Annotated in this window: 11 protein-coding genes and 1 tRNA gene; 9 read left to right on the top strand and 3 right to left on the bottom strand. The window is 69.9% G+C overall.

The window, feature by feature from the left end:
• The 3 genes from DY240_RS10355 to DY240_RS10345 are packed head-to-tail and all read right to left on the bottom strand — an operon-like array spanning position 1 to position 2,429.
• Complete coding sequence (locus tag DY240_RS10355) at positions 1-1,227, bottom strand: pyridoxal phosphate-dependent aminotransferase (RefSeq protein WP_407659298.1); 1,227 nt, start codon at positions 1,225-1,227, stop codon at positions 1-3.
• A gap of 52 nt (positions 1,228-1,279) precedes the next feature.
• Complete coding sequence (locus tag DY240_RS10350) at positions 1,280-1,909, bottom strand: hypothetical protein (protein WP_119659835.1); 630 nt, start codon at positions 1,907-1,909, stop codon at positions 1,280-1,282.
• Between the two features lie 46 nt (positions 1,910-1,955).
• Complete coding sequence (locus DY240_RS10345) at positions 1,956-2,429, bottom strand: hypothetical protein (RefSeq protein ID WP_119659834.1); 474 nt, start codon at positions 2,427-2,429, stop codon at positions 1,956-1,958.
• Between the two features lie 254 nt (positions 2,430-2,683).
• On the opposite strand from DY240_RS10345, the gene DY240_RS10340 reads away from it, so the two are divergent.
• The 9 genes from DY240_RS10340 (at position 2,684) to rpoB (ending at position 12,544) form a co-directional block, all read left to right on the top strand.
• A tRNA-Trp gene (locus tag DY240_RS10340) sits at positions 2,684-2,756 on the top strand.
• A gap of 78 nt (positions 2,757-2,834) precedes the next feature.
• Positions 2,835-3,083 carry a preprotein translocase subunit SecE gene (gene secE, locus DY240_RS10335; protein WP_119659833.1) on the top strand — a complete coding sequence of 83 codons (249 nt, stop codon included), beginning with the start codon at positions 2,835-2,837 and terminating at the stop codon, positions 3,081-3,083.
• Positions 3,084-3,090: 7 nt separating this feature from the next.
• Positions 3,091-3,849 carry a transcription termination/antitermination protein NusG gene (gene nusG, locus DY240_RS10330; RefSeq protein ID WP_233552685.1) on the top strand — a complete coding sequence of 253 codons (759 nt, stop codon included), beginning with the start codon at positions 3,091-3,093 and terminating at the stop codon, positions 3,847-3,849.
• Positions 3,850-3,914: 65 nt separating this feature from the next.
• On the top strand, positions 3,915-4,346 hold the full coding sequence (gene rplK, locus DY240_RS10325) for a 50S ribosomal protein L11 (RefSeq protein WP_119659831.1): 432 nt from the start codon (positions 3,915-3,917) through the stop codon (positions 4,344-4,346).
• 85 nt (positions 4,347-4,431) lie between these two features.
• Entirely contained in the window at positions 4,432-5,142 is a 711-nt protein-coding gene (rplA, locus tag DY240_RS10320; RefSeq protein ID WP_119659830.1) for a 50S ribosomal protein L1, read from the top strand.
• Positions 5,143-5,261: 119 nt separating this feature from the next.
• A complete protein-coding gene (locus DY240_RS10315) occupies positions 5,262-7,007 on the top strand; it encodes an alpha/beta hydrolase (protein ID WP_158602808.1) in 1,746 nt (581 codons plus the stop codon).
• A 234-nt stretch (positions 7,008-7,241) separates the two neighbouring features.
• Positions 7,242-7,904, top strand: coding sequence for a 50S ribosomal protein L10 (gene rplJ, locus DY240_RS10310; RefSeq protein WP_119659828.1), 663 nt, complete (start codon positions 7,242-7,244; stop codon positions 7,902-7,904).
• Between the two features lie 80 nt (positions 7,905-7,984).
• Positions 7,985-8,377 carry a 50S ribosomal protein L7/L12 gene (gene rplL / locus DY240_RS10305; RefSeq protein WP_119659827.1) on the top strand — a complete coding sequence of 131 codons (393 nt, stop codon included), beginning with the start codon at positions 7,985-7,987 and terminating at the stop codon, positions 8,375-8,377.
• 696 nt (positions 8,378-9,073) lie between these two features.
• A complete protein-coding gene (gene rpoB, locus DY240_RS10300; protein ID WP_119659858.1) occupies positions 9,074-12,544 on the top strand; it encodes a DNA-directed RNA polymerase subunit beta in 3,471 nt (1,156 codons plus the stop codon).
• The last annotated feature ends 63 nt before the right edge of the window (positions 12,545-12,607 follow it).

Genomic DNA, 12,607 nt, shown 5'->3' with positions numbered 1-12,607 from the left:
TCAGCCGAGCAGCCGCTGGATCCGGCCGACGCCCTCGGCGAGGTCGTCGTCGCCCAGTGCGTACGACAGCCGCAGGTAGCCGCTCGGCCCGAACGCCTCGCCCGGCACCACCGCGACCTTGGCCTCCTCGAGGATCAGCTCGGCCAGCTCGGCGCTGGTCTTCGGCGTGCGCCCGGCGATGGTGCGGCCCAGCACGTCCTTCACCGAGGGGTAGGCGTAGAACGCGCCCTCGGGCTCGGGGCAGTAGACGCCGTCGATCTCGTTGAGCATCGACACGATGGTGCGCCGCCGGCGGTCGAACGCGGCCCGCATGTGCTCGACGGCGGACAGGTCGCCGGAGACGGCGGCCAGCGCGGCGCGCTGCGCGACGTTCGCGACGTTGGACGTGGCGTGCGACTGCAGGTTGCCCGCGGCCTTGATGACGTCCTTCGGGCCGATCATCCAGCCGACCCGCCAGCCCGTCATGGCGTAGGTCTTGGCCACGCCGTTGACGACGACGCAGGTGTCGGCCAGCTCGGGCACCTCGACGACGATGGACGAGAACCGGGCGTCGCCGTAGACGAGGTGCTCGTAGATCTCGTCGGTGACGACCCACAGGCCGTGCTCGTGCGCCCACCGGCCGATCTCGCGGACCGCCTCGGGCGAGTACACAGCGCCGGTGGGGTTGGACGGCGACACGAACAGCAGCACCTTGGTGCGCGGCGTGCGCGCGGCCTCGAGCTGCTCGACGCTGACGCGGTAGCCGGTGGTCTCGTCGGCCAGGACCTCGACGGGCACGCCGCCGGCCAGCGCGATGGACTCGGGGTAGGTGGTCCAGTAGGGCGTCGGCATGAGGACCTCGTCGCCCGGGTCGAGCAACGCGGCGAAGGTCTGGTAGACGGCCTGCTTGCCGCCGTTGGTGATGAGCACCTGGCCGGGCTCGACCTGGTAGCCGGAGTCGCGCGCCGTCTTCGCGGCGACGGCCTCCTTCAGCTCCGGCAGGCCGCCGGCCGGGGTGTAGCGGTGGTTGCGGGGGTCGCGGCAGGCCTCGACGGCGGCCTCGACGATGTAGTCGGGCGTCGGGAAGTCGGGCTCGCCGGCCCCGAAGCCGATGACCGGGCGGCCCGCCGCCTTGAGCGCCTTGGCCTTCGCATCCACCGCGAGCGTGGCCGACTCGGCGATGGCGGCGATGCGGGCAGAGACGCGGGGGTGGGCGCCGGCGGGCGCAGGCGAGGTCATGCGGTCCATCCTGGCATCACCTCACCGCGCCGCGCCAAGGGGTTGTGCGGATTGGGAGACGTCAGCGCCGCTTGCCGCTCACCGCGGCGTAGTAGGCGCTCGACTCGGGCCGGTACAGCAGGTACAGGATGTAGCCGGCCAGCGCGATCGTCAGCACGTTGATGATCAGGTTGAGGCCGCCGCCACCGCTGAGCGAGAACAGCGTGAACAGGATGTTCAGACCACCGAGCACGGTGGCCACCACGCGGGCCCAGGACTTCCCGGCCTTGTTCGCGTACGCCATCCACAGCCAGAGCGCGGCGCCGAGGAGGCCGACCACGACGCCCACCCCGACGGTGAGGTTGGCGGCGGCGTCGACGTCGTCGGCGCTGAGGCCGCTGTCGCTGTCGGCGATGGCGTCGCGGATGGCGTCACGGGCCAGGAACGTCAGCAGCACGCCGAGCACGGACAGGCCGGCACCGACGTACATGAGGACGGCGGCGCGGCGCAGCGTCTGCGGCGGCTCGGAGGGCGGGGTGGGGTCGCCCCAGGCGGAGGCACCCCCGTCGACCGGCCCGCTCCAGGCCGGCGGCCCGCTGGGCGGCGGGGTGGACGCCCACGGCTGCTCCGGCGGCCGGCCCTGGCCCGACTGCGCGTAGGGGTTGTCGTCCTCGCCCGGTCCGGTTCCCGGCGGAGGGGTGGTGCCACTCATGGTCGGATCTCCATCGTCTCGTCGGGGTGCCTATTGGCAAGGCACCTTAGCTGTTCGGGGCGGTGTGGCGCGTGAACCAGCGCCGTGAATCGGGCCGGTACAGCAGCCAGATCACCGCGGCCGCCACCACCGCGATGAGCACGCTCACGACGTTGTACGCGTCGAGCCGTGGCGCGGCGGCGAGCGTCGCCACGACGGCGGCCACGTACAGCACGGCGAAGAACGTGGCGCCTCGCCGGGCCCGGCGGCTGCCGCGCGCGCAGTAGCGGGCCACCAGCAGCCAGATCAGCGCGACGACGAACAGGTACACGACGTACGAGCCGCGCGCGCTGGTGCCGGACGAGGTGTCGAGGGCGTCCTCGTAGGCGTCCGGGTCGATCAGCCGCAGCACGCCGAGCAGCGCCGTCAGCCCGGCGCCGGCATACATGAGCCAGACGGCGCGGACGACGTCGCGGGGTGGCCGCAGCGCGGCGGCGCTGCCGGTGCCGGCGCTCGTGGGCGGGTCCGCCGTACCGCTCATGCCGTTCTCCGTCCGGTCGCGGGCCTCTCTTCCGACAGTAGAGACCGGCGACCGGCCGCGCCAGCGATCGGCGCCCTCCGGGAACGCATCGAGGACGATCTCCGTTGGGACGTCCGTGGTGGTGATGAGTGCTCTCCGCAGCGAGTTCGACCAGGACGCCCCTCACCCCGTACACTCTCACTCTTGGGTGGTCGTCGGACCCCCAGCCGAAGCGTACCCGCACATCTTTGGCTGGATTCGCCGCGTCCATTCGAAGGGCAGTAGCTCAATTGGTAGAGCACCGGTCTCCAAAACCGGCGGTTGGGGGTTCAAGTCCCTCCTGCCCTGCGAGGTCGCCACACCCAGCGGCCTGATCGACGACGGAGTCCGGCCCCGGGCGACGTTCCAGAGTCAGCGAGGTAGCACGTGACGGAGACCAGCGGCAAGACCGCTACACCCGAGCGTCCGCGTTCGCCCCGGCGCCGCGGGCCGTTCGCCCGACTGTCGCTCTGGATCCGCCAGGTCGTGGCCGAGCTGCGGAAGGTCGTCTACCCGACCCGCAAGCAGCTGCTGACGTACACGGCGGTCGTGCTCGTCTTCGTGGCGATCATGATCACCATCGTCTCGCTGCTCGATCTGGGTCTGGGCTGGGCGATGTTCGAGATCTTCGGCTGATCGATCCGTGGTCAGCCGCACCCAGGAGGAAGAAGCGCACACCGTGTCCGAGCACGAGTCGACCATCGAGGACGTCGAGACCGACGAGTCCCCCGCGGACGAGACCGGTCCGGCTGAGGCTGCCACCGAGGCGGAGACCGCCGAGGACGAGGCCGCCGGCAGCGTCGAGTCCGAGGAGTCCGACCCGCTGGCGGAGTTCCGCCGGGTGCTGCGCTCGAAGCCGGGCGAGTGGTTCGTCGTCCAGACCTACTCCGGCATGGAGAACCGGGTCCGGGCCAACCTCGAGAACCGCATCGGCAGCCTCAACATGGAGGACTACATCTTCGAGATCGAGGTGCCCACCGAAGAGGTCGCCGAGATCAAGAACGGCCAGCGCCGCCTGGTGAAGCGCAACCGCTTCCCCGGCTACGTGCTGGTGCGCATGGACATGACCGACGAGTCGTGGTCCGCGGTCCGCAACACCCCGGCCGTCACCGGGTTCGTCGGGCACGCGCACCAGCCCATCCCGCTGGGCCTCGACGAGGTCGAGCGGTGGCTCGCGCCGCAGGTGGCCGAGCAGGCCAAGCCGGCGGAAGAGAAGAAGCAGGTCGAGGTCGTAGACTTCCAGGTCGGCGACTCCGTCATGGTCGTCGACGGACCGTTCGCCACCCTGCACGCGACCATCAACGAGATCAACGCCGACTCCCAGAAGATCAAGGGACTGGTCGAGATCTTCGGCCGCGAGACCCCCGTCGAGCTCTCGTTCAACCAGATCCAGAAGCTCTGACGGTCCCCGCGCGCGCCGTCCGGTGCGCATGGGACAGCATCACCATCACGACAAGGACCCGAGGAATGCCAGCGAAGAAGAAGGTCGCAGGCCTGATCAAGCTCCAGATCCAGGCCGGCCAGGCGACCCCCGCACCGCCGGTCGGCCCCGCGCTGGGCCAGCACGGCGTCAACATCATGGAGTTCTGCAAGGCCTACAACGCGGCCACCGAGTCGCAGCGCGGCAACGTGATCCCGGTGGAGATCACGGTCTACGAGGACCGTACCTTCACCTTCGTCACGAAGACGCCGCCGGCCGCCAAGCTGATCCTCAAGGCCGCGGGTGTGGAGAAGGGCTCCGGCGAGCCGCACCGCACCAAGGTCGCGTCGATCAGCCGCGAGCAGCTGCGGGCCATCGCCGAGCAGAAGATGCCCGACCTCAACGCCAACGACATCGAGGCCGCCGAGAAGATCATCGCGGGCACCGCCCGGCAGATGGGCGTCACGGTCGCCGAGTGAACCCCGGCCGGGCTGACCGGCCGGCCAGTGGGAGGGTCCCAGCGCTGGGCCCGCACCACGACTCCCAGATCCACGAGGAGATGACATGAAGCGCAGCAAGTCCTACCGCGCCGCGGCCGAGAAGATCGACCGCGACCGCCTGTACAACCCGCTCGAGGCCGTCCGGCTCGCCCGCGAGACGTCCACCACCAAGTACGACTCGACCGTCGAGGTCGCGCTGCGGCTGGGTGTCGACCCCCGCAAGGCCGACCAGATGGTCCGTGGCACCGTCAACCTCCCGCACGGCACCGGCAAGACCGCCCGGGTCCTGGTCTTCGCCGTCGGTCCGAAGGCTGAGGAGGCCAAGGCGGCGGGCGCCGACATCGTCGGCGGCGACGAGCTGGTCGAGGAGGTCCAGGGCGGCCGGCTCGACTTCGACGCGGTCGTCGCGACGCCCGACCTCATGGGCAAGGTCGGCCGGCTGGGCCGGGTGCTCGGCCCGCGCGGCCTGATGCCGAACCCGAAGACCGGCACCGTCACCATGGACGTCGAGAAGGCCGTCTCCGACATCAAGGGCGGCAAGATCGAGTTCCGGGTCGACCGGCACGCGAACCTCCACTTCATCATCGGCAAGACGTCGTTCACCGAGCAGGCGCTGGCCGAGAACTACGCGGCCGCCCTCGACGAGGTCAACCGCCTCAAGCCGTCGGCCTCGAAGGGCCGCTACATCCGCAAGGCGACGCTCACCACCACCATGGGCCCGAGCATCCCGCTCGACCCCACCAAGGTGCGGGTGACGGAGACCGCCGACGCATGAGTTCGAACCGGTGAGGCGTTGCTGACGGCTCACCGCCCGCCGACCGCCGCGAACCAGTCCGATGGCTCGCGGCGGTCGCGTTCTCATGCCCTTCACGCCGCCGTCAGGACGTGGTGCCGGTGACGCAGCTGCTGGACCGCGGCGCGTCCGCCCGCCGCGGCCTGCCGTCGGTGCGCGAGATCCCGGTGCTCGGCCGGTTCCTCCTCTGGCTGCGCCCCGACTACGGCGGCCTGATCGGCGCCGCCTGCTTCTTCTGCTGGTCGCTGACGCCGACCCTGCTGCCCCGCACGTGGATCTATCAGGCGCTGGTGAGCGGCCTGACGGCGACCATCGGCTACGCCCTCGGCGTGCTGATCGCGTGGATGGTGCGGCTGATCGTGCGCCGGGTGCGGCCCGACCTGCTCACGCCGTCGCGACGGACCCGGCTGATCGCCTGGTGGGGCCTGGCCGGGACGGCGTCGGTGGCGGCCGCGTGGTACCTGGCCGACAACGCCGCCTGGCAGACCGAGCTGCGCGCCCTGATGGACGTCGACAGCCCGGGACCCAACCACTACCTGCTGATCCTGCTCGTCGCCGGCGCCGTCTTCGTCGTGTTCCTCGCACTGGCCCGGCTGCTGCGCGGTGCGTCGCGGCGGCTGCGCCGGTTCTTCGCCCGCTGGGTGCCGCCGGCCGTGGCGCTGGTCGCGTCCGTGCTGTGCGTCGGCGGGCTGACGTTCTGGTCGTGGACCGGCCTGCTGTACCCGTGGCTGCTGGGCGTGGCCAACGACGCGTTCGCCGCGGTCAACATGGAGACCGAGGCCGGCAACAACGCGCCCCGCTCCGTCACCCACTCCGGCGGCCCCGGCTCGCTGGTGACGTGGGACTCGCTGGGGCGCAAGGGCCGCGAGTTCGTGTCGTCGGGCCCGACCGTCGACGAGCTGACGGCGTTCAGCGGGCGGCCCGCGCGCGACCCCGTCCGCGCCTACGTCGGCATGGACTCCGCCGAGACGCCGGCCGGGCTGGCGTCGCTGGCCGTGCGCGAGCTGGAGCGGGCCGGCGGGTTCGACCGTCAGGTCCTCGTCGTGGTGACGACGACCGGCACCGGCTGGGTCGACGGCGCCGCCGCCGACGCGCTGGAGTACCTGTACAACGGCGACTCCGCGATCGTCGCCATGCAGTACTCCTACCTGCCCAGCTGGATCTCCTTCGTCGCCGACCAGGAGCAGGTGCGCCTCGCCGGCCAGGCGCTGTTCGAAGCCGTCCACGAGGCCTGGCTGGAGCGTCCGCCGTCGCAGCGCCCCAAGCTCATCGTCTACGGCGAGAGCCTCGGCGCGATGGGCAGCGCGTCCGCCTTCGACTCGCTGGACGACCTGCGCTCGAAGGTCGACGGCGCGCTGTGGGTCGGCTCGCCCAGCCGGCACTCGCTGCGCACCGAGCTGACCGAGCGGCGTGACCCCGGCTCGCCGGCCCGCCTGCCGGTGGTCGACGGCGGACGTGAGGTGAAGTTCTGGGGCGGCTGGCAGGAGCCGATGGACCTGGAGTTCGAGGACGGACCGCCGGTGCTGTTCCTCCAGCACGCCTCCGACCCCGTGACGCTGTGGTCGTGGGACCTCATGTTCGAGCGGCCCGAGTGGATCGACGAAGAGCACGGCCCCGACGTCCTGCCCAACCTCGACTGGTACCCGTTCGTGACGTTCTGGCAGGTCACCGCGGACATGGCGCTGTCGGCGACGGTCCCCGCCGGTCACGGGCACAACTACGGCGGCGAGCTCGTCGACGCCTGGCTCGCGGTCGCGCCGCCCGCCGACTGGCCGGCCGAGCGCACCGAGGAGCTGCGCGACATGGTGCACTCGTTCCAGGACCAGAAGACCGGCCCGTTCGGCTGATTTGGCGCCGGCGGCCCGGTGCCCGTACCATTGACGCTGCCAAAGACCGCCGGTCTCACGATCGCCCGCCGATCGTGACGAAGGCCCCGCAGCGATGTGGGCGGCCCGCGCAGGTGAGAGACGAAGGTTCTGCCGTCGGCCGCTGCCGCCGGTTCCTGTCGCCCCGCGCCTGCGCCGGGGCGTTCTTCATGTCTGCGGGTCTCCACCGGCACCACCATCTGGAGAAGGAGCCCCATGGCGAGGCCTGACAAGGCAGCCGCGGTCGCCGAGCTCGCGGACGAGTTCCGTGCCAGCAACGCGGTCGTGCTGACCGAGTACCGCGGCCTCACCGTCAAGCAGCTGACGGATCTGCGTCGGTCGCTCGGTGGGAACGCGTCCTACGCCGTGGTGAAGAACACGCTGACCAAGATCGCGGCGAAGGAAGCCGGGATCTCGGGGCTCGACGACTACCTGTCCGGCCCGTCGGCCATCGCCTTCGTCAAGGGCGACCCGGTCGAGGCCGCGAAGGGCCTGCGTGACTTCGCCAAGGCGAACCCCGTCCTCGTGGTGAAGGGTGGCCTGCTCGACGGCGCGCCGCTCACCGGCGAGGAGATCACCAAGCTCGCCGACCTCGAGTCGCGCGAGGTCCTGCTGGCCAAGCTGGCCGGTGCGATGAAGGCGTCGCTGCAGAACGCGGTGTCGCTGTTCAACGCTCCGCTGGCCCAGACCGCTCGCGTCGTCGAGGCGCTGCGGCAGAAGGCCGAAGAGGACCCGAGCATCCTCGCCGGAGGCGCCGGCACGCCGGCCGCCGTCGAGGCGCCGGCCGAGGAGGCGCCCGCTGCTGAGGCGGCCGCCGACGAGGCACCCGCCGCCGAGGCCGCCGACGCGGCCGAGACGACGGAGCAGAACGAGGGCTGAACGCCCGGGGGTCGTCCAACGGCCCCGAGCCCGTACGACAACCCGGCATTCAGCCGACCACAGAAAGGAAACCCGCCACCATGGCGAAGCTCAACACCGAGGAGCTCCTCGACGCGTTCAAGGAGATGACCCTCATCGAGCTCTCCGAGTTCGTGAAGAAGTTCGAGGAGACCTTCGAGGTCACCGCGGCCGCCCCGGTCGCCGTCGCCGCCGCTCCGGGTGCCGCTGCCCCCGGTGGCGCCGCCCCGGCCGAGGAGGAGAAGGACGAGTTCGACGTCATCCTCGAGTCGGCCGGCGACAAGAAGATCCAGGTCATCAAGGAGGTCCGCGGCCTGACGTCGCTCGGCCTCAAGGAGGCCAAGGACCTCGTCGAGGCCGCGCCGAAGCCGCTGCTCGAGAAGGTCAACAAGGAGACCGCCGACAAGGCCAAGGAGGCCCTCGAGGCCGCCGGCGCCACTGTCTCCGTCAAGTGAGTCACTGACCCACTGGCTCGTCCGGGCCCGGTACCCCTTCGCGGGGGTGCCGGGCCCGTTCGCATGGGTGGGGCCGCGGCCCGGATCGGTGACGGGTCGGTGACAGCACGCCGCGATCGATCACGTTCACCACGAGATCACGTGTCGCACTACGCCTGCGTTCGTGCCGACGCTCGGGGAATCCTCGTGATGGCGGACCGGGCACCGCACATCGATGACGGGGGACCGATGGTCCGGTGGTTTGCCCGACCCGCAGCCGGCCGGGCCGCGGACGCCGTCCGGGACGTGGGACGAGGCGCCAACCTGTTCGCCCACAGCGAAATCTCGGCCGCCGCGCAAGGCGCCACCGGCGCGCCGGAACCGCCGCCCCCACCCGCCCGAGACCCCCGGCGCGCCAGTGGATCGTACGTTCGGATGAGTCATCGATGAGCGCCTGAGCACGGTGAATGCCGCAATTACGGTGCCAAATCGGCAATATGGGGGGCGTCGGTGCTTGACGAGGGCGACCTCCTGACGAGATGCTGATCTGGCAGCGGGGTGGGGGATGCGAGACAGAAGGAAGCGCGGAGTGGCTGACCACTCGACAGCAGTGTGCCCATTGGGTTAGACTGCAGCTTTGCGCTGCCCTTCGCCGATGCTGCCCGCTTGGGTTGAGGACTGCGCGTGCATTCCGACCGTGTGCCCTCGGAAGGACCCCTGTTGGCCGTCACGCCCACCACCACTGCTGGCCCCAATGTCTCGCGTCGCATCTCTTTCGCCAAGATTCGCGAACCCCTTGACGTTCCGAACCTTCTCGCCCTTCAGATAGACAGCTTCGACTGGCTGCTCGGCAACGAGCGCTGGCAGGCGCGTGTCGCCGCCGCCGAGGCCGAGGGGCGCACCGACGTCAACACCACGTCGGGCCTGCAGGAGATCCTCGACGAGATCAGCCCCATCGAGGACTTCTCGGCGACCATGTCGCTGTCGTTCTCGAACCCTCGCTTCGAGGACCCCAAGAACAGCATCGACGAGTGCAAGATGCGCGACTTCACGTACTCCGCGCCGCTGTTCGTCACCGCCGAGTTCATCAACAACGAGACCGGCGAGATCAAGTCCCAGACGGTGTTCATGGGCGACTTCCCGCTCATGACCCCGAAGGGCACCTTCATCGTCAACGGCACCGAGCGCGTCGTCGTGTCGCAGCTGGTGCGGTCGCCGGGCCTGTACTTCGAGCGCTCGCTCGACAAGACCTCGGACAAGGACATCTACACCGCCAAGGTCATCCCGTCCCGGGGTGCCTGGCTGGAGTTCGAGATCGACAAGCGCGACATGGTCGGCGTCCGGCTCGACCGCAAGCGCAAGCAGAACGTCACCGTGCTGCTCAAGGCCATGGGCTGGACCAACGAGCAGATCCTCGAGGAGTTCGGCGACTACGAGTCCATGCGCGCCACCCTGGAGAAGGACCACACCACCACCCAGGACGAGGCGCTGCTCGACATCTACCGGAAGATGCGTCCGGGCGAGCCGCCGACGCGCGAGGCCGCGCAGCAGCTGCTCGAGAACGCCTACTTCAACCCGAAGCGCTACGACCTCGCCCGGGTCGGCCGGTACAAGCTGGGTAAGAAGCTCGGTCTCGACCTCGCGCTCGACCAGAGCACGCTGACCATCGACGACATCATCGGCACGCTGCGCTACCTCGTGCGGCTGCACGCCGGTGAGACGGAGATGACGACCGGCGACGTCACGGTGCCGGTCGAGGTCGACGACATCGACCACTTCGGCAACCGCCGCATCCGCACCGTCGGCGAGCTCATCCAGAACCAGGTCCGCACCGGTCTGTCCCGCATGGAGCGCGTCGTCCGCGAGCGCATGACCACGCAGGACGTCGAGGCCATCACGCCGCAGACGCTGATCAACATCCGGCCGGTCGTGGCCGCGATCAAGGAGTTCTTCGGGACCTCCCAGCTGTCGCAGTTCATGGACCAGACCAACCCGCTGGCCGGGCTGACGCACAAGCGCCGGCTCAACGCGCTGGGCCCGGGCGGTCTGTCCCGCGAGCGGGCCGGCATGGAGGTCCGCGACGTCCACCCGTCGCACTACGGCCGCATGTGCCCCATCGAGACCCCTGAGGGCCCGAACATCGGCCTCATCGGCTCGCTGGCCACCTACGCGCGCATCAACCCGTTCGGCTTCATCGAGACGCCGTACCGCAAGGTCGTCGACGGCCAGGTCACCGACGACATCGAGTACCTCAGCGCCGACGAAGAGGACCGCAGGGTCATCGCCCAGGCCAACGCGCCGCTGACCGATGACAACCGGTTCGCCGAGGACAAGGTGCTGGTCCGCAAGCGCGGCGGCGAGATCGAGACCGTCCCGGGCGACCAGGTCGACTACATGGACGTGTCGCCGCGGCAGATGGTCTCCGTGGCCACCGCGATGATCCCGTTCCTCGAGCACGACGACGCCAACCGCGCGCTCATGGGCTCGAACATGCAGCGGCAGGCCGTGCCGCTGCTCCGGTCCGAGTCGCCGCTGGTCGGCACCGGCATGGAGTCGCACGCGGCCGAGGACGCCGGCGACGTCATCCTGGCGGAGAAGAGCGGAGTGGTCACCGAGCTGTCGGCCGACTACATCACCGTCATGGCCGACGACGGCACCTACCAGACCTACCAGCTGGCCAAGTTCCGCCGTTCCAACGCCGGGTCGTGCATCAACCAGAAGCCGATCGTCGACGAAGGACAGCGCATCGAGGCCGGCCAGGTCATCGCCGACGGCCCGTCCACCGAGCTCGGTGAGATGGCGCTGGGCAAGAACCTGCTGGTCGCGTTCATGTCGTGGGAGGGCCACAACTACGAGGACGCCATCGTCATCTCGCAGCGGCTCATCCAGGACGACGTCCTCACCTCGATCAAGATCGAGGAGCACGAGGTCGACGCCCGCGACACCAAGCTGGGCCCCGAGGAGATCACCCGCGACATCCCGAACGTGTCCGACGAGGTCCTCGCCGACCTCGACGAGCGGGGCATCATCCGCATCGGCGCCGAGGTCACCAACGGCGACATCCTGGTCGGCAAGGTCACCCCGAAGGGCGAGACCGAGCTGACCCCCGAGGAGCGGCTGCTCCGCGCGATCTTCGGTGAGAAGGCGCGCGAGGTTCGCGACACCTCGCTGAAGGTGCCGCACGGCGAGTCCGGCAAGGTCATCGGCGTCCGGGTGTTCGACCGCGACGAGGGCGACGAGCTCCCGCCGGGCGTCAACCAGCTGGTCCGCGTGTACATCGCCCAGATGCGCAAGATCCAGGACGGCGACAAGCTCGCCGGCCGGCACGGCAACAAGGGCGTCATCGCCAAGATCCTGCCGGTCGAGGACATGCCGTTCCTCGAGGACGGCACCCCGGTCGACATGGTGCTGAACCCGCTGGGCGTCCCGAGCCGCATGAACCTCGGCCAGGTCATGGAGACCCACCTCGGGTGGGTGGCCAAGACCGGCTGGCAGGTCGAGGGCGACGACGAGGAGTGGAAGACCCGCCTGCGGGCCATCGGCGCCGCCGAGGCTCCCGCCGACACCAAGGTCGCCACCCCGGTCTTCGACGGTGCGCGCGAGGACGAGATCGCCGGCCTGCTCGGGTCGACGCTCAAGACCCGCGACGGCGTCCGCCTGGTGGGCGGCGACGGCAAGGCGCAGCTGTTCGACGGCCGGTCCGGCGAGCCGTTCCCGAAGCCGGTGGCGGTGGGCTACATGTACATCCTCAAGCTCAACCACCACGTCGACGACAAGATCCACGCCCGGTCGACCGGTCCGTACTCGATGGTCACGCAGCAGCCGCTGGGTGGTAAGGCGCAGTTCGGCGGTCAGCGCTTCGGTGAGATGGAGGTCTGGGCGCTCCAGGCCTACGGCGCCGCCTACGCGCTGCAGGAGCTGCTCACCATCAAGTCCGACGACGTCCCGGGCCGGGTCAAGGTCTACGAGGCCATCGTCAAGGGCGAGAACATCCCCGAGTCGGGTATCCCCGAGTCGTTCAAGGTGCTCTTCAAGGAGATGCAGGCGTTGTGCCTCAACGTCGAAGTGCTCTCCAGCGACGGGTCGCAGATCGAGATGCGGGAGACCGACGAGGACGTCTTCCGTGCGGCAGAAGAACTCGGAATCGACCTGTCCCGGCGCGAGCCGAGCAGCGTCGAAGAGGTCTGACGGTGGTGGGAGGCCGGTCCGCTGAGCCGGCCTCCCATTTCCGCCGGCCACCACAGACCTGAT

The sequence above is a fragment of the Jiangella rhizosphaerae genome (genome assembly GCF_003579925.1).
Taxonomy (GTDB): Bacteria; Actinomycetota; Actinomycetes; order Jiangellales; family Jiangellaceae; genus Jiangella; species Jiangella rhizosphaerae.
The sequence above is the reverse complement of the archived record's forward strand: the minus strand, read 5'-3'. Positions and strand labels throughout refer to the sequence as shown.